15 protein-coding genes and 1 pseudogene are annotated in these 21,667 nt (G+C 51.5%); 6 read left to right on the top strand and 10 right to left on the bottom strand.

Annotation, left to right across the window (positions count from 1 at the left end; all coding sequences use genetic code 11):
- Positions 1–21 precede the first annotated feature (21 nt).
- Positions 22–885, top strand: a complete 864-nt coding sequence (locus V7723_RS15900; protein WP_335685472.1) for a DMT family transporter — start codon at positions 22–24, stop codon at positions 883–885.
- A 23-nt stretch (positions 886–908) separates the two neighbouring features.
- Here V7723_RS15900 and pcp read toward each other — a convergent pair whose 3' ends face one another.
- From pcp to V7723_RS15875, 5 genes and pseudogenes are all read right to left on the bottom strand, one after another.
- Positions 909–1,577: a pyroglutamyl-peptidase I gene (gene pcp / locus V7723_RS15895; RefSeq protein ID WP_335685471.1), complete on the bottom strand. Its 669-nt coding sequence runs from the start codon at positions 1,575–1,577 to the stop codon at positions 909–911.
- A 14-nt stretch (positions 1,578–1,591) separates the two neighbouring features.
- Entirely contained in the window at positions 1,592–2,311 is a 720-nt protein-coding gene (locus V7723_RS15890) for a DUF2161 domain-containing phosphodiesterase (protein WP_335685470.1), read from the bottom strand.
- A gap of 45 nt (positions 2,312–2,356) precedes the next feature.
- A pseudogene (locus V7723_RS19830) lies at positions 2,357–2,575 on the bottom strand (nitroreductase); the annotation flags it as partial.
- Between the two features lie 13 nt (positions 2,576–2,588).
- Positions 2,589–2,723, bottom strand: a complete 135-nt coding sequence (locus V7723_RS15880) for a nitroreductase family protein (protein ID WP_335685468.1) — start codon at positions 2,721–2,723, stop codon at positions 2,589–2,591.
- A gap of 135 nt (positions 2,724–2,858) precedes the next feature.
- The gene (locus tag V7723_RS15875; RefSeq protein WP_335685467.1) at positions 2,859–4,268 is read right to left on the bottom strand and encodes an FAD-dependent oxidoreductase; all 1,410 of its coding nucleotides are present in this window, start codon (positions 4,266–4,268) and stop codon (positions 2,859–2,861) included.
- A 266-nt stretch (positions 4,269–4,534) separates the two neighbouring features.
- Here V7723_RS15875 and V7723_RS15870 point away from each other — a divergent pair, with 266 nt between their 5' ends.
- From V7723_RS15870 to V7723_RS15860, 3 genes are all read left to right on the top strand, one after another.
- Entirely contained in the window at positions 4,535–5,500 is a 966-nt protein-coding gene (locus tag V7723_RS15870) for a Gfo/Idh/MocA family protein (RefSeq protein WP_335685466.1), read from the top strand.
- A gap of 38 nt (positions 5,501–5,538) precedes the next feature.
- Positions 5,539–6,264: an META domain-containing protein gene (locus tag V7723_RS15865; RefSeq protein WP_335685465.1), complete on the top strand. Its 726-nt coding sequence runs from the start codon at positions 5,539–5,541 to the stop codon at positions 6,262–6,264.
- 145 nt (positions 6,265–6,409) lie between these two features.
- Positions 6,410–7,582, top strand: coding sequence for an MFS transporter (locus tag V7723_RS15860; RefSeq protein WP_335685464.1), 1,173 nt, complete (start codon positions 6,410–6,412; stop codon positions 7,580–7,582).
- A 23-nt stretch (positions 7,583–7,605) separates the two neighbouring features.
- On the opposite strand, the gene V7723_RS15855 is transcribed toward V7723_RS15860, so the two are convergent.
- On the bottom strand, positions 7,606–8,727 hold the full coding sequence (locus V7723_RS15855) for a calcium:proton antiporter (RefSeq protein WP_335685463.1): 1,122 nt from the start codon (positions 8,725–8,727) through the stop codon (positions 7,606–7,608).
- Between the two features lie 179 nt (positions 8,728–8,906).
- On the opposite strand from V7723_RS15855, the gene V7723_RS15850 reads away from it, so the two are divergent.
- A complete protein-coding gene (locus V7723_RS15850) occupies positions 8,907–9,830 on the top strand; it encodes an aminotransferase class IV (protein ID WP_335685462.1) in 924 nt (307 codons plus the stop codon).
- Between the two features lie 140 nt (positions 9,831–9,970).
- Here V7723_RS15850 and V7723_RS15845 read toward each other — a convergent pair whose 3' ends face one another.
- Positions 9,971–10,561 (bottom strand): cytochrome P460 family protein, encoded by a 591-nt coding sequence (locus V7723_RS15845; protein ID WP_335685461.1) that lies wholly within the window; start codon positions 10,559–10,561, stop codon positions 9,971–9,973.
- A 117-nt stretch (positions 10,562–10,678) separates the two neighbouring features.
- Between V7723_RS15845 and V7723_RS15840 the strand changes: the two genes are divergently transcribed.
- The gene (locus tag V7723_RS15840; RefSeq protein WP_335685460.1) at positions 10,679–11,557 is read left to right on the top strand and encodes a LysR family transcriptional regulator; all 879 of its coding nucleotides are present in this window, start codon (positions 10,679–10,681) and stop codon (positions 11,555–11,557) included.
- Between the two features lie 48 nt (positions 11,558–11,605).
- Here the strand turns inward: V7723_RS15840 and V7723_RS15835 are convergent, their stop codons facing one another.
- The 3 genes from V7723_RS15835 to V7723_RS15825 all read right to left on the bottom strand — a co-directional run.
- Positions 11,606–12,370: an SDR family NAD(P)-dependent oxidoreductase gene (locus tag V7723_RS15835; RefSeq protein WP_335685459.1), complete on the bottom strand. Its 765-nt coding sequence runs from the start codon at positions 12,368–12,370 to the stop codon at positions 11,606–11,608.
- Between the two features lie 93 nt (positions 12,371–12,463).
- Positions 12,464–12,988 (bottom strand): invasion associated locus B family protein, encoded by a 525-nt coding sequence (locus V7723_RS15830; RefSeq protein ID WP_335685458.1) that lies wholly within the window; start codon positions 12,986–12,988, stop codon positions 12,464–12,466.
- Between the two features lie 51 nt (positions 12,989–13,039).
- A partial coding sequence (locus V7723_RS15825; protein WP_335685457.1) for an autotransporter outer membrane beta-barrel domain-containing protein occupies positions 13,040–21,667 on the bottom strand: 8,628 nt, incomplete at its 5' end.

Raw genomic sequence — 21,667 nt, 5'->3', positions numbered from 1 at the left:
TGATTGAGAAATGCTCCGATAATGAATAATCTCCGCGGCGCCATCTTGATGGTTTCGGCGATGGCCGCTTTTGCATTAGAAGACATGTTCTTTAAGGCGGCGACGCAATCTATTCCTATTGGGCAGGCGCTTATTGTATTTGGCCTTGGCGGAATGCTTGTCTTCATGCTTCTGACTAAAGTTCGGGGCGAAGTCATCTTTCATCGGCAAATTTTGTCGCGAGCAATTCTCATTAGATCCGTTTGCGAAGTCACAGGCCGCTTGTTCTTCGCCCTGGCGATTGCGCTTACACCGCTGTCCAGTGCTTCGGCTATTTTGCAAGCCACGCCATTAGTGGTTGCGGTCGGTGCCATCGTGTTTTTCGGGGAGACAGTTGGATGGCATCGGTGGGGCAGCATTATTGCAGGATTTATCGGTGTCCTTCTCATCCTGCGCCCCGGATTGAGTGGTTTTGAATCCGCGTCTCTATTTGCGGTTCTGGGAACCCTTGGTTTCGCAGGACGAGATTTAGCGACACGGGCCGCGCCACCGTCTCTTTCCAATATGCAACTCGGCATCTACGGGTTCTTTATGTTGATTATCGCCGGTCTCATTTTGCTGTTCTGGACCGGGCCGATGGTAGTTCCAACGACGACGAACAGTTTGCAGCTAGCAGCTATCATATTTACAGGAGTGATCGCTTATTATGCGTTGACCGCGGCGATGCGCGCTGGTGAATTATCCGTTATCGCGCCTTTTCGGTATACAAGACTAATCTTTGCTATGGTTCTCGGTATTCTCATCTTCGATGAACGGCCGGACGCCATCACCTTGCTCGGCAGCGCCCTAGTGGTTTTAAGTGGAATTTATACCGTTATCCGTGAGCGTAAAAATCGCGCACTGTGAATACAGTAACGGTTTCTTGGAGTTCAAATTTGAAACCGCGAAACAAATGGTTCGGTGCTGTCTTCGCTATGCGCACAAACCGCCTGTATACCAGCGCGCACCCCGTCGATGCTAGTCGACAAGGACATGCTCGGCGCACCGAGATTGTCATCAAGCGCAGCGACCTCCGGTAGATGAGGAATATGTATCCAGCCGGCTCGAATTTTCAAATTATTTATCGCTATGTGGTGAAGTATTCCATACATTAAATGATTACAACAAAAGGTACCTGCAGCATCGGAAATATCCGCTGGAATACCGGCCTTTCGCATCGCAAGTACCATCGCTCTTATGGGTAAAGTAGCGTAATACGCAACTGGCCCACCCGTGACGGTGAGATCACCTTGCAGCTCCTGGCCCGCGTTATCTTGCAATCCATAGCGAACGCCATCATTCATGTTCTGGGCAATGCGCTCAACAGTAAGCATCGATCTACCACCAAATTCTCCCAACATGACAACGGCATCTGGCTGTTCCTCATCAAGGGCCTCTCGTACGGTATCTATACATTTGAAGAAGGTGTTGGGAATGACTTTCGAAACTATATCCACATCGCAAATTTGAGAACCATCTATATGCCGTGCGACGAGTTCGGCCGGATTAACAGGCGTATTTCCAAAAGCTTCGAAGCCAGTGACGAATATCTTTTTCATATTTCGTATCTTTCCTATTCGATGCTTTCTTCTTCATCGCTCGATTTTTGCGGTTCCGTTCTATTAATTAGCAAGCTTTCCCGTCCCACCGCTGTTAGGCAATAGACACCACGTGATGCCCGCTCAAACCAACCGTAATGGTTCTTTTGCAGGATAGAAGCAGCGTTCTGCACAGCTGCTTCCTGTCTGATTTCCGCTACTTTCATCTCCTTTTTGTTCCCTAGAACAGTGGCACAGCGAAGTGCATCCTGGCGATAGGCTGTCATTATCTGAGCGCGGTTAATGCCTCCCGTATTGGGATCACCTGAGCGTTTCTGGAACTCGGTAACAAGACGTGTTTTTCGAACCTTACTTTTTCGTGGGGCATAGGCTTTAGGGTCCAGTAAAACTGTGACAATTCCTTCAGGCCTCGGCTCTACGGCAACTGTCATTAATCCGAGACCCAGTTGGCGGCAAAGCTTCACATAACCGCGCTGGCGACCCCTCCAGTTTTTTCTCTTGAGTGTCGTATTCGGTGCAAGAACCGCCATATAAACATCATCCGTCATATTCTGCCGATTGATACCTTGAAGAATCAAATCCAGAGAAAACAAGAGTTTCAATTCGACGATGACGATAGGACAGCCGTCTTTTACACCGACGACATCGCAGCCTTTGACTTCAGCTTTGACTTCGTACCCTTTGGCTTCCAACAGGGACTTCACAGGCTGATATAACGCTGTTTCCTTTGTCATGTTCCTGTGCCCTGCCCTTATGTCAATTTACTTCTACACGCTTTTTTAGTGCTCGTCACCGAACCCGATAAAAGCTGCAACTTCCTCTACTGACCGGCGTGTCGGTACGACTGCATTCGCCGGAAAATCAAAGTCAGGATACCCCATGGCAACGGACGTTTGTATCACGTGGTTTTCCGGTATCCCAGCGTGTTCACGTACGACGGACGACTGCATGATACCCTGGCCGTTAATGACGGACCCAATACCCCGGCTCCATGCTGATCACGTGCAAGTATCAGGGCTGGGTGGTCATGGAAGAAGGCGCTCTCGTTGCGATCTGGATTATTTCTTCGAGAACTTTTTTTGGAATGGGATCAATTTTATAGCCACGGATAGAGCGCCGCCCCTGCACAATTGCATCAAAGTTCATTGTATCTTCTCTTATTGTGTAAGCGTTTATAACGCATAGAAAATTTATAGTGACGTAGTCTAACGAAGACGAACCATATATCAATAGCCGGGGTTCTATAATCGGGTAAATGTGAAAGCAGCACCCTTTATTCAACTAGATTTTCTTTAAACGCCCGGCCGTTGTCGCGGCTATTTTAGAAAGCCGCCGATCAAACCAAAAAGGCCTTTGATCCGCATCTTCCATTCGCTCTTTTCGCTGTATTGCATTTTTGACCATCATAGCCCCCAGCCACCGTAAAGGATCAGGTGGAAAGGCTCCCAAAGGCCCTTTAGCCATTATAGATCTTGTCCATTCATTATCCTGACCCAGCACCAAAGCCGTCAGAAATTGCCCCCCGACATACGACTGGCCAACGCCATTACCCGAATATCCAAGGCCGTAAACGATGTCAGGATTACCATTCAGGGAGCCAAAAAACGGCAGCCCTGTCGTTGAACGATCCGACGGCCCGGTCCAGGTAGCTTCAATATCAGTGTCAATGAGGCTTGGGAAAAAGTGATCTATGGCCTCTCGTAGTTGTTTTGCATACCGACTCGGTTGGTCAAATTTAGCAGCAACGACATTGTTTAAAGAAATCATATTGCCGCCTTTGCCCATCATCAAACGGCCATCCAAAGTGCTACGGTAATAATGAACAAATGCTCGGTTATCGATTACCGCTTTTCCATCAGCTAGGCCCGCACTCTTCATCAAATCTGGGGCTGGCTTGGTGATTGCCATATCTGAGGAAACCAACATAATACTGCGATTGAAGGCTGGGAACACGGTCGGCATCCAGGCGTTAAGAGCAAGTACAGTTTTCTTGGTAGTAATTACAGCATTGGCTGTTTTAACAGATACAGGCCGGCCATTATCAAGAGCAATCAAAGGTGTATTTTCATAAATGCGGACGCCCAAATTCAGGGCCGCCTGCCGCAACCCCCGGACCAACATACCCGGATGAAGACTGCCGCCTACTGGTGAAAAGACCCCCTCAATATGCCGCGTTGATCCAGCGGCATTTTGTACCTCAGCGGGTGCCCATCGTTGCCATGAATTGAGATTCTGATCCTTTAATGCGTTGATTACATTATCCAGGGCACCAAGTTGAGCGTTATTCGTCGCAGTATTCAATACGCCCTCCACACGGACTTCCGCGTCTATCTGATGATCGTGGCAGAAATCCCTGATGTGAAACAGCGCTTGCTCTGATACTTTGACCAATCGAGCCGCTTCTTCCGCGCCGTATGTCGCCAATAAAGTGAAGTATTTTCCAGACCAGGTCACCATGCAACCACCGTTACGTCCCGATGCCCCACTGCCACACAGTCCTTTGTCGATAAGGACAATATCTAGTGATGGCTTCTGCTTCTTCAGCTGAAGTGCTGACCACAAGCCCGTGTAGCCACCTCCGACAATACACACATCGGCAGTGGTGTCCCTTGTCAGAGAAATAGGCGAAACCGAAGCTTCACGTTGCAGGGCTTGCGCGAACCAAAAAGGCTGAAAAGTCGTATTTTGCATGTCACCTCAAATGGCAGTAACAGGTGCTGAACCCTAGCCGTTCGCTATTTGAGAAGAAAGATTATTTTGCCCTTCAACTCGCATTTTCGCTTTTAGAGCCGACGGCGATTATGATCTAATTGATTTAATTCTCCTTCAGCGCAGGTGATTTGGCTAAGGCCGATAAAAAAACTTCCCCCCTATCCAATAGACACCTTAAATGATGAATTGTATTATTCATTTGGGTACTCAGGCCAACGGTCAATAAACAAGAAAGATGGAACATCGTGGAAAAGAAAATAAGAGTTGGAATTCTCGGGCTTGGTATTATGGGGCACAGGATGCTGACTTACATGCCGAAAGAACCACGTCTTGAAGTTGTTGCTGCTTGGGATATTTCACCGGCCGAATGCGATAGAGCAAAAGCCGCTTTTCCATGGTTGAACATTGCTGTCGACGCCAGCGCCTTGATTTCCTCGGCGGAGGTTGATCTTGTGTATATAGGTGTTCCACCAAAATATCACGTTGCGTATGCCGAAGCCTGCGTTGCTGCGGGCAAAGCTATTTTCTGTGAGAAACCTCTCAGCGTGTCCTTGGATGAGGGCAAGAAGCTCGTAGAAATGACGCAACAGAGTAATATCTTCAATGCAGTAAATTTGTCTCTTGCCTCCGCCGGTGCCGTTGGAATTCTCCAGCAGGAACTTGCAACCGGAGTATTCGGCGCTCCTCAATCTGCGGAAATTTCTCTTCAGTTCAGCATGTGGCCCCGCGAATGGCAAAATAACGCGGCGTGGCTCAAATATCGCGAAGACGGTGGGTTCACCCGTGAAGTAACCACTCATTTCCTATATCTTTGTGGCAAATTTTTTGGACCTGGTTCCATTAAGTCAAAAACAGTTCACTATCCGGAAAACCAAAAATTGTGTGAAACCCAGTTGGATGCGGAATTGGTTTTCGGCGATGTCCCCGTCTCTCTCAAATCGAAAGCGGCGGAAAATCTGGAAGATCTCATCTCTTTCACCGTCAACAGCACCTCAAAAACCTTTACACTTCAGGATTTCTACTTTGGCCACTTACAAACAGACGGCGTAAAAATACCCCTGTTTTCTGACAAAGGTGATGTTGCGGAGCAAGCCCGTCAGGCACAACTCGCAAATCTTTGCGATCAATACTATATGGGTGAAAAGCTTTTACCTTCATTTGCTGACGCCTTTAGCGTGCAATGTTTAGTCGAAGGTTTGTTGGAAGAATGATTTGAACGATAAAAGCTTCACTCTTGAAAGGTAGCATCATGCAGATATTTAGAAGGTTCTCCCGTTTGATTATGATGTTACCCTTTTTATCTCTAAGCCCATCACTGGCACAAGCTGGTGCGGATGGGCCCGATTTCTATCGCCTCAACGACGTAACATCGAACAGCTTACTCAACATACGCTCAGGTCCTAGCATAACCTCGCCTATTTTGGGTCAAATACCGGCCGGTACAGATGGCCTGGCGAATTTAGGATGCGTCGGAGGGCTTGATGCAGATCAATGGGCGTCTGCGAATGCGGCTAAACGAACGGCAGCACTTAAAGATCGCTGGTGCAAAATCGGATACAGCCGGATAATTGGTTGGTCCGCTGCGCAGTATTTAAAAGAAGGCACAGGCCCGGATGCCTTCAAGGGTGGCGGGCGCCTCAGCTCGCTAGCCGGATCTGAATGGCAGTTGCGTGACCTGGCAGGTATGCCTGTCGAAGAGGAGGCCTGGATTGCCTTCAAACGGGATGACTTGGTGAGCGGTCTCGGTGGGTGCAACCGCTTCAACGGAAAATTTTCTGTAAAACAAGGCAAATTCGACATTGGCCCACTGGCCATGACGCAAATGGCCTGCCCCCCAGAAATGATGGAAACAGAGAGAGGTTTTTCTAAAGCACTTGAAGCCACACAAAGCATAACAGCAACGCATTTGCTTCTCGCCTTCTTCGGCGCAGATAATCAGTTGCTCGCCACGCTTACGCGGCGCGACGCCGATTAAGGGCAGTGGCACGGCAAAAAAATTAGAGAACGTGCTCAAATAGATGATGCTCTTGAATATCACTAATACTCGCTTAAAATTTCAATATCGAATACTATCCGGCATAACCATTATTTGAGGTTAAAAGCAGCGTTGGGAATATGTATTGATAGAATCTAATAACGCCCGCTGGATAACTCTCGCATTACTTTTCGTGGCCCGTATAGGCCTCGGGTTTCAATTTCAAACACTTGGCTCAATATCCACAAATCTGGTCGCGGATCTCAACCTAGATTACACAGAAATCGGGACGTTAATCGGATTGTTTATGGTTCCAGGTATGTTTCTCGCTATTCCTGCAGGCCTTTCCGGGCGCTTTGCGTCCGATCGTTTCATTATTGGTATGGGACTGCTAACACTTGCCGTTGGCGGCGCCTGTGCCGCGATCGCAAGCAGTTTTGAATTGCTGGCGTTGGGACGTTTTATTAGCGGTGTCGGTTTCGTCTTTTCGAGCATATTTTTCACGAAAATGGTTGCGGACTGGTTTGCCGGAAAAAACCTGGCATTAGCAATGAGCGTTCTGGTTTCCTCGTGGCCAATCGGGATCGCAATCGGACAAATCGGTCAGGGTTGGATCGCGGAAAATTACGACTGGCAATCAGCATTTTGGGTTGTATCCCTCTATTGCTTTTTCAGTGCTTGTATCATCCTATTTCTTTGCAAAGATGCGCCAGGCATTGCCAAAGCGTCCGGTGGCTTTCGCTTTACACTAAGCCGTGCAGAGGTTGCCTTGACAACACTTGCAGCTTTGATCTGGGCTTTGTTTAACGCCGCTTATGTACTTTATCTGAGCTTTGCACCAATCGTATTGGAAGTGAACGGGTATGATACGCTCACAGCCCTGGGCACAATCAGTATCGCTAGCTGGATGATGATTTTCACCATTTCAATGTTCGGTTATCTGTCCGATCAAAGCGGTAAACCTGACGTAATTATTTACTTTTGCATGGGGGTTGCCGTGATTTCGTTGGCCCTGCTTATTTATACACCATTTGGGCTTTCATCGACTTTGTTGTTCGGTTTCGCAGGGATAGCGCCAGCGGGCGTCATCATGTCCTTGACGGGGGTTGCCATGAGACCGGAAAATCGCGCCATCGGTATGGGTCTTTTCTTTACGATCTATTTCGTTTTGCAGGCCCTTGCGCCGCCTATTGGTGGCTGGTTGTTCGACTTGACTGAAAGTGCGAACTGGCCAATTGTTTTTGCCATGGGGCTATTCGCTTGTACCGCTCTTGCCACGTACCTCTTCCAGGTTACGGCGCGGAGACATGTCCTTTAAACCCTGATACCAAGTTACGATAATTAGTCGAAAATCAAGATCAGATAGGTTGCGAAAAGAGCCAGATGAACGGCCCCTTGAAGTACATGCGTGCGTTTGCTTACGAAGGTGATCAGGCTAACAATAAGTGTCATAGCGAGGATCACAATATCCGCTGGCTCTAGGCCTAATTCCACCCGCTGCCCCAAGATCCAACCGACAACCAGGACGGTTGGGATGGTCAATCCCATGGAAGACAAGGCGGAGCCGAGGCAGATATTGACAGATCTTTGAAGCTGATTACTGCGCGCGGCGCGAATGGCGCTCAAAGCTTCCGGGGTCAAAATCAACGCCGCAATAAGAAATCCACTTAAAGCCAGCGGTGCGCCCAACGCATCCATTCCGAAATCAACATATCCGGCAAGTATTTTCGACAAAAAGACAATGGGCAGAAGAGCAGCCAAAAGCCCAATAGTGTGAAATGTCTTACTGCGTACGGCATAGTCATGATGATCGTCATGACTATCTGAAAGGGTTGGGTTATCTTTTTCCGGCGCCTGATATTGAAAAATATCACTATGGGTAACAGTCTGAACCGCAAGGAAAATACCATATAGAACAACTGAAACCACTATAAGGAAAACCGCCATTATGCTCGAAATTTCGCCACCAGGCGCGGATTCCGTAAACCGGGGCAAAATGAGGCCAAGGAAGGCAAAAGGCATCAGCATGGTCAAATATGCGCTAGCACCTTGAAGATTATATTCCTGTAAGCGATGCTTCAAACCACCGCAAAGCAAGCTCAACCCCACCAGCCCATTCAGCACAATCATCAGTATGGAAAACATGGTATCGCGAGCAAGTGTTGGCTTATCAGCACCGGCAATCATGATGGAGGCAATAAGGGCGACCTCAATTCCGATAACGGATAATGTTAGAATGAGCGTCCCGTAAGGTTCCCCCAATATAGACGCCAGGCACTCTGCATGGCGCACGACACTAAATGCTGCCCACAACATAACAAAAAATAATCCTGCGAGAAGCGCAAGAGACGCGGAAACCCCGACCTTATCAGGTGCCAGATCCGCTCCAAACACAAGAAAGAAAATTAAAGCAATCGCGCAGACAATGGTGGCAATTTCTGATCTGAGTATAGATAATTGCATGCTCATTGTCCCGCCGGTAAAAGATGATGTATATTTTATACACCATTAATTTTCGAATGATAACCGGAACCGAATATCGGCGCTGATTTCTTGGTTTTCACGCCAATCCGGTTTAAACTATTTGTACATTAGCGACTTCGAAAGCCAGATTTAATAAGAACGTAAGGGTTCCAAATCATATGACCGTGCCAAGTCACAGCACCCACGATGCGTTAGAAGACGAACGGAACCAGAATATAAAGATCTATATCAACGGTGACATTGTTCCGCGCGACCAAGCCAAAGTGTCGGTTTACGATTCAGGATTTATGTTGGGAGATGGCATGTGGGAAGGCATGCGTCTCTATAATGGTAAATGGGCCTTTTTTGACGAACATATGGACCGGCTTTTCAATAGCTGTAAAGCGGTTGCATTGGAGACCGGGCTGGACCGCGCTGGTATTCTTGACGCTTTGAGTGCAACAGCTGCGGCAAATGACATGACCCATGATGTTCATTGCCGTCTCATGATCACACGGGGAACAAAGGTAAAGCCTTTCCAACATCCGGCACTATCGCAATCCGGGCCGACCATCGTGATAATCATGGAGCATTCCAAACCAGCAACCAGTTTGCACACGAGTGGCATCCGGCTCGCGACGGTGCCGCAGGTCCGAGGATTACCGATGTCTCAGGATGCCAAATTCAATTCACACTCCAAATTGAACTGTGTCATCGCTTGCCTACAAGCAGAACAGGCTGGCGCTGATGAAGGCCTTATGCTGGACCCTCATGGTTTCGTAAACACCACAAACGCCTGCAATTTTTTTATCGTTCGTAAAGATGAAGTTTGGACATCGACCGGTGATTACTGCATGAACGGCGTCACTCGCCAGAAAGTCATCGAACTTTGCCGCGCTAGTGACATACCCGTCTACGAAAAAAATTACAGTCTCTACGAAGCGTATGGTGCCGATGAAGCCTTCCTGACCGGCACGTTTGGCGCGCAAACACCTGTTACGACAATTGATGGTAAGCGCATTGGTGATTATGACGGTCTCGGACCCGTTTCCAAAAGAATTCGGCAGCTTTATTCGGAACTGGTTGCCGAGAATACCGCTTAGAAAAAGAGCAAAACACCCTGTTCGGTCTTTTCTTCAATTCCTGCTGCTATGCCCTACTTGTGCGGGGAAGGGCGCCAATGGTCCTGTCAATACATGTTCAAACAGGAAGGGAAATTCCCCTCCTGCCTGGTACGGTACTGTTATTCAGGTTTTGCTGCCCGAAGCACGGGATAATATTGCATGAAGACCATATCAAAGCTTGCCGCCGCCTCATGACAGGCCGCGCAGGTTTCTGTCGGAAAAGCCTTGGCTAGTTTTTTATAAGGCAGAGCATGGCCGAAGCTATAGTATGTCCAGCCGCCGGGCTCATCTGGAAAACGCTCCGTATCCTTCACAGCGAACTCCAAGCCTTGAAAGTCTCCTTGGAAAAACCCTGTGCCACTCACGGCTTCGGTTTCACCAACACTAACCAATTCTTTTGCGATCATGGTTCCGTTGGGAAATTGCCCGGTCTCAACGAAATGTGCGAATGCTTTGGGCTCGATATAGACATTGTGAAATTCCGGAAAGGCTGCCTTACCGTCATTTAACGAATTGGGGGTTAGGGGCGCGCCGATGAAAATCCATTGCCGCCAGCCATCAGCCCGTAAAAGCTGGCCTTCAGCATCATATTTCGGACCTTCAATGCGCTCTTCCGCCATTGCTTTTTCGACGACAAATATCATGACTAAAATACCTGCCAGAACAGCTGCCAAAGTTTTTCCGACAATTGGAATAGTATTTCTTAACATTGTTTCATCCTTATTTCTGACCAGTTAGAGCTGGATTATGCCCATGGGTTGCCATAAACAAAAATACCGTTATTCTATGATTTCAATGTTCTATGGTTATAGTGAAAGAAGCCTACGATGGAATTTCACCAAATAAGATACTTTCTGACCACAGCCGAAACCCTCAATTTCACGAGAGCCGCAGAGCGGTGCAATGTCTCGCAACCAGCGCTGACACGGGCCGTAAAAAAACTAGAGGAGGAACTTGGCGGTGCGCTGTTTCGACGGGAACGCAACCGAACACATCTTACGGATTTGGGTCAGGTGATGAAGGAGCATCTGGGCCGCGTCAACACCACAACACAAGATGCGGTTTTGGCAGCGAGCAAGTTGCTAAATCTGGAAAAATCACCCTTGAAAGTCGGCATTATGTGCACGATCGGATCCTTGCGCACTATTCCCTTCCTGTCGCGCTTTCAGATGATCCATCCTGGCATCGACTTGACAATTTATGACGTCACGCCGCAAGATCTGAATGAAGGGTTATTGTCAGGCAACCTTGATTGCGCATTACTTGGATTGCCTACTGAGTTAGAAGACCGCTTCGATACAGTTCGTTTGTATCAAGAACGCATGGTCGCCATATTTCCACCTGACCACCGTTTTTCTGCCATGACCGAAATCCCTATTGGCGAGCTGGCGAATGAACGATATCTGGATCGGTTAAATTGTGAATTCAGAAACTCTTTCTTTGAGCTCTTACGAAAACGAGACATCGAGGTTTCCGTTTGGTACCGAAGCGAACGCGAAGACTGGTTGCAGAATATGGTTTTGCAGGGCATGGGCATATCCATCATACCCGAGTATGCCATATCCGTTGAGGGTGTCCAAAACCGGCCAATTACGGATCCGGATATCCTGCGCAATGTAGAATTGGTGACTGTCTCAGGTCGCCATCGATCGCCCGCCGTGCAGGCCTTCGTTGATGAAGCTACTAAATATTCCTGGCTGGTTTAAACAACACCACCAGTCTCAAGATCGTTGGCAATAGTAACGCCGACACAGCTAGTGATTCCACCATGGCATATCAGAGAAGGACCGGATATCCAGCTCATTTGTCCAGGTTGAACGATGCTGACGGGCAATATGGAAATATGTCTCTGCAATTTTTTCGGGCAAGACAAGACCATCATTCTCCAGACCCTTTGTTTCTCTCAATTGTTTGAACTTTTCTTCGCCCAGCATTTTGCCAAGAGTATCCGGTGCATCCACTGATCCATCAATCAGGATATGGGCGACATGAATGCCTTTCGGGCCGAATTCCGCATTGAGGGACTGGCATAGCATCCGCCGTCCACCCATGGCCGCGGCATGGGAATGTTGCCCTTTATTTCCCCGCATCGCCGCAGTGGCAGAGGTGACGAGAATGACACCGCTCCCGCGCTCTTCCATCAACGGACAAACAATGGAGGCCAAGCGGAACAAAGCGAAGGTTGCCATGCGCCAGCCCAATTCGAATACCTTGTAGCTAGTGTCCTTGAGCGAGCGATCACCAACTTGCGCCCCCAAATTAAAGATGACGACTTCGATTGGCCCAATATCGTCTTCGATGGAATTTACAAGATTTTCGATGCTATCAGGTTCAACGACATTGAGCAGAAACCCCGAAGCCGATCCTCCGTCATCCTCGATATCCCTGACCAGTTTGTCGAGGCCTTCCTGATCACTGCGCCGGCATAAAACGCTATGATATCCTTCTTTGGCAAATTTCTTCCCGACGGTGCCGCCAATACCGGCTCCGGCTCCCATAACAAGACAGACTGGCTTCATGACATTGTTCCTTTTTTAAGGAAACTATAGCCTTGTTTTACCAACTATACAGTCAGAAAATTTTAGTCCCTCCGCCTATCACACTACCTAAAACTACTGTATTTTTTTATAGGCAGACGTGAAACCGATAAGGGACATGGGAACTGTGATTGGTTGTTTATTCACAGACTGAACACGGACATTGAGCTTTTGCCCGGCGAACAAGACCCGCAACTGTTCACTGGACAGCGGCGTTCCCGCAAAACAGCCATTGGCTTCACAGGTCTGGAACGGCAGCTTCATCAGCTCGGATCCATCCACATCTAACTGGAGGCCTGCGGGAAGAAACGTGCCTAGCGGACCCTGGACCATCATCACAGGTTTGCGGGTTTCTGCCGGAACACGAATAGTGATCTGCATCAAAAGCCGGCCTGTTTTCGTGACAACTGCGCGCTGTTCAATACGGCAATCGGGAAGGGCTTCGCGGGATTTCGCTTCACATTGCACGGACCAGGAACTATCTGGCTGTTTGGCTTCAACGGGCGCCGTCGTTTGCGCTCGTGTGGCGACAGTCGTGCTACTTCCCGCCACCAGCAAAGCCCCAATGATCAACGCGCGATAGGCTAGTTTTACTTCCACAATCAAATCCTTCCACCAAACTGAACTCGGTATACTTAATGTTTATCTGTCTTAGAACGGAGCCACAAGTCTCATGGTGCCGCCATAGGATCGGTAATTACTTGCAAATTGAGCAATGCCGCCAACCCTGAACGCAACGCCGGCGGGACTAACCCAATCGAGGCCGAGCTGCACGTCATAATATGGGTTCTCCAAAGATCGTGACGCCGTGAAAGCCGGTGCCAGATTATCGTCACCTTGCAGATTGGCTGTCAAATCAGTCTGGCTGAGCCCACCTTCTGTCAGAACGAAACTCGCACCACCACCGATATAAGGTCGTATCATGTTGCCGTCACTGGTTTTGAATTCTGTGCCAACTGTTACGGCTGGACGGAAGGAAACATAAGTGTTCCCACCTGCATCAATTTCCAGATTTGTTGCACCGGCACCGGATTCATTCAAACCATTATGGTGAAAATAACCAACCCAGGCTCCGAGCTCAGGGGCAACAGAAATATCGTCAAACATGATATTCTGCAGGACCCGCGCCTGACCTCCCCCATAATATAATTTCTGATTTCCGCGCGCCGTGACGGCTGCCCCGGTCAAAGTTTGATAGCGTTCGACGTCTGTTGTCGCGTAACCACCAACGGCGGCGACGGAAAGTACGGTCCCGCTCTCATTTGCGAAACTTACACCAACGCCGGTCTGGAACCGATTTCCTTCACTTGAGGCAAGATCTTCCGTGTCCAGATAGGTTTGTGCATAGGAAACACCAAACAGGATATCTATTTGTTCACTCAGGCTTCCGCCAAGTCCGAACTGCATTTCAATCACGGACTCATCATATCCAACGCTTTCAAACTCGCTGGACTGGCTTGATTTCTGGCCGCTCACTTGCAGCCATGCGCACCCTTTACCGCTAACGGGCAATGCATATTCAGGGCATTCATACAGGCCACGACCAAACTGCTGCGCACTCAGAACAGCGGCTTGCTCCGTTTGCAAATAAGGCTCTGCTGAAAGTTGATCGTAGTAATTTGCCAGCACCGCCGCGGTTGGCGCTTCCAGAACCGCATTGAGAACATCTGTCAGTTCATTTGGTTCCCCAGTGGCAATTGTTTCGACCAGGTAATTGGCAACAGCTGTTTGATTGGCGTTGAAATCTCCGGCTGACGGCGCAAAGTCGACATTCCAGGCCAGAAAAATATTGCCATCCGCATCGGTGCGGGTTTCGAAATCAACAATTTCCGTGTCCAGCGCCACAATTGTCGGTAATCCAACCTCTGCAGCCGAGGTGATAATCTTCACCTCCCCAGATTCGTCCGGCTCAATAAAGGCGCCGTTAATTGAATTGATAGCGACAGTGCCGACGACGTCTGCAATACCCGTAACCACGATCACGTCCGAAGTATTTACGCCGAAGTTATTATCTGCAAAATCAACATCCGCAATGATCTGGCCGTTTTCTGTTTGAAACAAATTTCCGTCAAGCGTCGTCGTGATGATATTACCCGCGCCGCCAGGTGACAAAATACCATCATTGACAAATTGATTGGCCGAACCGCCCAGAGCGATGCTTTCCCCAGCAATATACGTTTCCGTATTGATGACCCGATTGTCCGCTTCGGCCAGAAAAATGGATCCTACCATCATTCCGTTATTGATGATGGTTGTACCCGTATGTTCAACAACGAGGAAAACCGGGGAACTACCATCAAGATCTTCGATGGCTGTGGCCGGGTTTGCCTGGGTTTCCCTAACATCAATTGCCGTCCCTAAGACGCCGTCAACTGTGGTGACCGTGCCATTGATTGTGATACTATTTCCCGATCCATCCAGAACAAGAATACCGGCCGGATCTTCGCCAACACCATTACCATCCGGATCTGCACCGCCCGTAATCACGGCATCTTCTCCAACAGTAATGACAATCTGGCCGTCACCGTTAAGGCCGATGCTCTGGGCAAAAATGCCGATGGAATTGTCGCCGCTGGCCATGACACTGCCGTCTGCCGTAACAGTCACCAACCCGCCGATGCCCTCGGCACCCAAGGCGTAGTCATCCGTTGTAATGCCCGTATTGCCGTCTGCTCCACCACTGGCACTTTGAGCAAAAATACCTGCGGTACCATCACCAGTTACTTGTAAATACCCTGTATGCTTTACCGTCACATCGCCACCATCGCCGTCGTCGCCGTTGGTTCCGGCAAAATTCACACCAATATCAGAACCCGAGCTTCCGGCTAGGCCGCCACCACCACCGATACTTTGCGCAAACACACCGTGGGCTCCATCCCCCGACGACATAATCGTGGTTGAGGTTTCCACATTAACGTTACCTCCGTTACCACCATAACCGCCACCTTTGGAAAGTCCGACACCAATTCCCATATCGGCGCCTGTCCCAAAAAAGTCCTGCTCGATCGTTCCACTGATACCACCGCCGCCACCAACACTTTGCGCAAAAACACCCATAGACGAGATGCCTTGTGTTCTGATATTTCCGTCATTGATAACTTCCACGGTATCCCCGTCGCCGGCTGCGCCGGCACTGCCGCCGATGCTAACCCCAACAAACACACCTTCAGTATTTCCGCCTTGACCACCGCCGCCACCAACGCTTTGTGCAAATATCGCACTTGACCGATCGCCCGTCGTGATCAATGTGCTGTCATTGTTCACGGTGATGGCTCCACCGCTTCCTGAGGCACCGCCTGCGCCACCGACCGTGACACCAATTTCCTGCCAGAAGGCAAAAGGTGGATTGAGGACGGTATCGACAGTCCCGATAATATCCCCAGGAACGCCATCAATGAGGTTCTGGCCAAGGGTTCCGTTGCCGCCTTCGCCGCCCCCAGCACCAACACTCTGTGCGTAAATGGCTTCAGATCCATCTCCCGATGTCTGGATTGTGTTCTTGTTGGTCACTGTGACCGTATCGCCAAATCCACCACTTCCGCCGCTACCGCCGATGGCCACTTCAACTGTCAGGTTTTGTTCCGTAAAATCAGGTGTATCACAGCCTGGTATGGCCGGGTTACTGCAGGATCCGATTTCCATGGAGAACGCATCAGAGGACCCGCCGCTACCACCGCCGCCGCCGACACTCTGCGCAAAAATACCTTTAGCAGATCCCGCAGTTGTTGTGAGCGCCCCGGCATTCGTCACGGTCACGGTGCCCGCACTGGCGCCATCTCCGGCATCCCCGCCAATGGCAACATTTACAGTCAGACTACGGTCATTGGAATCATCGTCACTATCTTCGCCGCCGCCGCCTGGTTTGGTGAGATCGATCACGCCGGTGAAAGAGGAGCCACCATTACCACCGCCGCCGCCAACACTCTGGGCATAAATCGCTGTTGATCCAACTCCGGTGCCCGTCACGTTTCCTGAGTTTACAAGAACGACATCATCACCCGTACCGCCTGCGGCCCCTGTTCCGCCAACAGCCACAGATACTTGCAAGCTTGTACCGCCGCCCTCATACGACATCACGCCGGCTCCGGCAAGACCACCAGCACCACCGCCACCGCCAACACTTTGTGCCAGGATACCTTCGGCCAAATCTCCAGATGTGACGATGTCGCCGGTGTTGGTCAGTTGAACTTCTCCCGCATCGCCACCACTACCGCCGTCACCACCTATAGCAACATTTATAGATTTCGCTGTAGCATCATCGCCACCACCTGCCAGTGTTCCTGAAAAAGCGATCCCACCGACACCACCGCCGCCGCCAACACTTTGCGCCAGAATACCACGGGACCGATCGCCTATTGTGGTGATGGCGGCATAATTTTCTACCGTCGTCTTGGCCGCGATATTACCGGTAAGGCCTGAACCTCCAATGGCAACATTCAAGGCTTTTGTTGCATCAGTAGATAAATTTACGGATCCGGAAATTGCCATTCCGCCACTACCACCCCCGCCGCCAATACTTTGCGCCAATATTCCGAAGGAGTCGTCCCCAAACGTGACAACCGGTATATAGTTGTACAACTCAACGGTATCCGCGGCTCCCCCGGAGCCTCCGTCACCTCCGATACTGACAGCAATATCGGTTGTAGAAGATCCACTATTTACGAATCCAAGATCGGCCGCGAAGCTAAATCCACCGTCACCGCCGCCGCCGCCAATGCTTTGCGCCAGCAAACCGAATGCACCGTCACCTTCTGTCTGGATCAAGGTGCCATCTTGACTGGTCAAAGAGACAGTACCAGCCGTCCCGCCTGTTCCACCCGAGCCGCCCACACCAACGGACAAAGCTGCCGTACCTTTAAATGTAATGGATGCTGCTCCGGCGTAACCACCCGTACCACCGCCGCCGCCGACACTTTGCGCAAAGAGGGCATGAGACCCGCTGCCTGATGTGTAAACGGATCCGTTTTGCACCAATATGGCGTCAGAAGCCGTGCCACCTGAACCGGCGCCACCGCCGATGGACACGGTTACACTGGCTTTTGTGCTGAAGGATCCGGAAAGACTAAAGCCGCCGTTACCGCCGGACCCACCAACACTTTGTGCCAGGGCACCATAGGACAAAGACCCTGCTGTTATTATTGTGCCGGTACTTGTAAGATTGACAATATCGGAGATGCCACCAGCTCCTGCACTGCCTCCGACCGAGACGCTGAGCGCGCCTTGTTTACTGGCAGAAAACGCGCCACTGAAACCACCGTTACCACCACCGCCACCAACACTTTGTGCCAATATACCGGAAGAATTGTCACCGCCAGTAGACACGTTGCCGGTAGAGAAAACCGTGACTTCGTCACCGTCACTGCCAACACCACCTTCACCACCAACGGAGACACCACCGGCGGCGCCATCGTCACTGGCAACCGCGATGGTTCCAGAAACACTGAACCCGCCATTACCACCACCACCGCCAATGCTCTGTGCTAAAATAGCGGTCGAATTGGCCCCTGTTGTGATGAAATCTCCGGCACTATTGACAATTACTTCCGACCCATAACTACCCGTACCGCCTGCACCAGCAACCGTAACATCAATTGTCGCACTACTGCCGGAACTCACGCTGAGATTTCCGGCAACACTAAAGCCGCCGCTACCACCGCCGCCGCCGAGACTCTGGGCAAAAATACCTGACGCATTATCTCCGCCAGTTGATATATCAACTGAATTTATGACGGTTACGTCGGCAGCTGTCGCGCCATCGCCGCCACCGCCCGCAATACTGACGCCAGCACTAAGGCTACTTTCGGGACTCAATGTAACAGCCCCTTCAACACTGAAGCCGCCGTTGCCACCACCGCCACCCAAGCTTTGCGCAAAGATGGCATGGGCGCCACTTCCTGTCGTCGTAATAGAGCCGCCAAGATATTGTGTTACTTCAGATGTTCCAGCCGTTCCGCCGTCACCACCGGTACCTGAAATACTGACATTGACGTTTGAAGACGTGCTCAAGCTTCCGGCAACACTAAAGCCGCCGTTACCACCGGCACCGCCAATACTTTGCGCGAGGATACCATAGGAATGGGCACCGGTCGTATTGATGATACCCGTGCTTTTAACATCCACATCATTACCAAGCCCGCCATCACCACCCGCGCGCGCAATGGAGACATCGACGGCTATCACATTGCCGACTGTACCGGCGATGCTGAAGCCGCCGTTACCGCCGCCGCCGCCGATACTCTGCGCCTGGATCGCTGCAGAATTATCACCCAGAGTGGTTAGATTGCCGACGGATGTCACATTGACCGTATCACCGTCATTGCCTGTGCCGCCCTCTCCGCCGACGGATACACTGAGGTTTCCACCATCCCCGCCGCTGGCATCGATGGCCGCGCCGACACTAAAGCCGCCATTACCGCCGCCACCGCCGACACTTTGCGCGAAAATTGCCGCTGCATTGTCACTGGCCGTGGAAATTGAACCGGTACTGTCCACAATAACAGCGGAACTGCTGGATCCTGTGCCTCCGTCCCCGCCGATCGTTACCCCGGCAGACCAACTCCCGTCGGCGCTGATATTCAAGGTTCCCTCTACACTAGCGCCACCATTACCACCACCGCCACCGAGACTCTGTGCAAAGATTCCCATGGCATGCTGCCCGTCGGTTTCCAAATCACCACTACTGGTAACGCTCACTTCATCACTTGTCCCGCCGCCACCGCCCAATCCGCCAACACTGACAGCGATGCTTGCACCTGCGGATTCGGGACTGAATGTCAAGGCTCCGGCAACACTATATCCACCGTTTCCGCCGCCGCCGCCCAGGCTTTGTGCGAAGATGGCATTGGAATAACCGCCGGTTGTCGTGATGTCACCACCATTGGTCAAGGTCACGGTTGAGCCGTTACCCGCACTCCCGCCCTGCCCCCCAATAGCGACCGGGACTGTAACCGTCAAAGAAGCCGAACCAGCAACACTGAAGCCGCCATTACCGCCGCCGCCACCAAGACTTTGCGCTAGAATACCGTGGGCGTGCTCGCCGTTTGTTATGACAGTACCAGTACTGTTGGCAATAGCGGCGTCACTATCGCCACCGCCCGATCCGGTCCCTCCAATGCCAACGGAAACCGCAGCGGCACCAATGGATCCACTGACTGCAAAGCCACCCGAACCGCCTCCGCCGCCCACGCTTTGTGCAATCAACCCGTAAGCATAATCCCCTTGAGTGGTAATATTGCCTATACTGGTTGCAGACGCGGTACTGGCATCACCGCCGCCCGAACCAGATCCGCCAATTCCGACAGCGCCGCTGAGCCCCGCAGACGCATCGGCGCTAATCGAGAAACCGCCATTACCACCACCACCACCAAGGCTCTGCGCGGCGACACCATAGGAATAATCGCCGCCGGTACGAATTACGCCAGTAGAGCTCACAACGACCCCCGCCCCATCACCCGCCGTCGCACCACCACCGCCGACTGAAACGCTTAATGCCGCCGTAGTACTCGCGGCAACGCTGACATTAAACCCGCCGTTACCACCACCACCGCCAACGCTTGAGCCAATTATGCCCGGAGAATGATCTCCTTCAGTTGTTATGGCCGCCCAACTGGTCAAGTCGACGGTTTCACCATATCCACCCCCGCCGCCATTGCCTCCGACACCGACGCTAATGGAACCTGCAAAACTCGCGGCGACGTCAATTGCAAACCCACCGGCGCCACCGCCGCCGCCTGTACTCTGTGCGCTAAATCCAGCGCTATGGTCGCCCACCGTCGTAATAGTGCCATTAAATTTGGCATCAACAGCTCCGGCATTTCCACCGTCACCACCTGTTCCGCCCAGCGCAATACTGACGGCACCGGCACCTACTGATGTGGACACGGCCCAACCACCGCTACCACCGCCGCCGCCGACACTTATTGCCGCGAGCCCCACAGAGTGATCACCCATTGTTGACAGAATTGCCGTCTCGCTGCTCTGTGTATTGTCCTTATTGACGAATACGCTGCTGGCGTCGCCACCTGAACCACCTGCGCCACCGATACCAATTGCCGGCAGCGATACACCCACAGCGACGCTGCCGCCGCCCTTACCACCACCGCCGCCAACACTTTGAACCTGTATTGCATCGGCGAGATCGCCTTCCGTGGAGACATCACCGGTATTGATAAAGGTGACCACGTCACTGTCACCGCCGCCGCCCGCTTGGCCACCGATTGAAACAAGCGCAGTGCTTTCGCCACCATGACCACCACCGCCACCAACACTTTGTACAAGAATACCTATGGACCCGTCATCAAGGGTAGATACTGTATTGGTGTTGGTTACATTCACTGTACTACCGTTCGCCGCGGCAGAGCCCGAACCACCGATGGACACAATCCCACCGGCGCTTCCCCCGTCACCACCACCGCCACCAACACTTTGCGCGAGGATGCCCAGCGAGACCGTTCCGGTCGTCGAGACCACCCCATTGTTGATGACTGTTACAGTGCCGCCATCACCACCGCCGGCCCCGTCGCCGCCGACTGAAGATGCCGCGCCCGCATCGCCGCCACTGCCACCGCCGCCGCCAACACTCTGCGCCAAAATACCGTAAGCGGTTGGCCCTGTAGTCGAAATGGTCCCGCTATTGGTCAGGACAACGGTTCCGCCCGCTGCTCCGTCAACACCGTCACTCCCTGATGCGTATATCCCGGCATCGGAATCACCGCCATCCCCCCCAAAACCACCGAGGCTTTGAATGAGAATTCCGTTAGCTAGCGAACCACCAGTAGTGACGTTGCCTGAGTTGATGACAGTAACCAATTGCCCAGCCTTACTGGTTCCGGCATCGCCAGCGGAACCCGCAACCGCACCGTCTCCGGCCCCACCGTCGCCACCGCTCCCGCCAAGGCTCTGCGCCAGGATTCCGTTGGCACCGTCCCCACTGGTTTGAATTATACTCTGGCTGTAAACATAGACGATCCCCGGGGTGCCCCCATCCCCCGCATCGCCGCCTATTCCACCGGCGCCAAGTCCCTTTCCGCCATTACCGCCATCTCCCCCTTGACCAATGGCCAGGATACCGTCGCTATTCGATCCTGTTGTCGTGATTTGACCACTGCTGGATATATTGACATCGCTACCGTCGGCACCGTCTCCCCCATTCCCTCCGACGGAGATAACAACGATCGTACCATAATCTGCTTCGCCCCCTTCACCGCCATTTCCGCCACTGCTGCGGCCGATAATACCTTCCGCATTGTCCCCGGTAGTCGACAGGCTGTAAATATCGCC

It is taken from the genome of Sneathiella sp. (assembly GCF_036960985.1).
GTDB lineage: Bacteria > Pseudomonadota > Alphaproteobacteria > Sneathiellales > Sneathiellaceae > Sneathiella.
Note: the sequence above shows the minus strand (reverse complement) of the source record. Positions and strands in the feature narration are given on the sequence as shown.

Excerpts from the sequence above, each read along its gene's own strand:
- V7723_RS15875 (WP_335685467.1), bottom strand. The coding sequence starts at position 4,268 with ATGCAAAATACGACTTTTCAGCCTTTTTGGTTCGCGCAAGCCCTGCAA.
- pcp (WP_335685471.1), bottom strand. The coding sequence starts at position 1,577 with ATGAAAAAGATATTCGTCACTGGCTTCGAAGCTTTTGGAAATACGCCT.
- V7723_RS15850 (WP_335685462.1), top strand. The coding sequence starts at position 8,907 with ATGACCGTGCCAAGTCACAGCACCCACGATGCGTTAGAAGACGAACGG.
- V7723_RS15840 (WP_335685460.1), top strand. The coding sequence starts at position 10,679 with ATGGAATTTCACCAAATAAGATACTTTCTGACCACAGCCGAAACCCTC.
- V7723_RS15835 (WP_335685459.1), bottom strand. The coding sequence starts at position 12,370 with ATGAAGCCAGTCTGTCTTGTTATGGGAGCCGGAGCCGGTATTGGCGGC.
- V7723_RS15865 (WP_335685465.1), top strand. The coding sequence starts at position 5,539 with ATGCAGATATTTAGAAGGTTCTCCCGTTTGATTATGATGTTACCCTTT.
- V7723_RS15890 (WP_335685470.1), bottom strand. The coding sequence starts at position 2,311 with ATGACAAAGGAAACAGCGTTATATCAGCCTGTGAAGTCCCTGTTGGAA.
- V7723_RS15900 (WP_335685472.1), top strand. The coding sequence starts at position 22 with ATGAATAATCTCCGCGGCGCCATCTTGATGGTTTCGGCGATGGCCGCT.
- V7723_RS15845 (WP_335685461.1), bottom strand. The coding sequence starts at position 10,561 with ATGTTAAGAAATACTATTCCAATTGTCGGAAAAACTTTGGCAGCTGTT.
- V7723_RS15855 (WP_335685463.1), bottom strand. The coding sequence starts at position 8,727 with ATGCAATTATCTATACTCAGATCAGAAATTGCCACCATTGTCTGCGCG.
- V7723_RS15880 (WP_335685468.1), bottom strand. The coding sequence starts at position 2,723 with ATGAACTTTGATGCAATTGTGCAGGGGCGGCGCTCTATCCGTGGCTAT.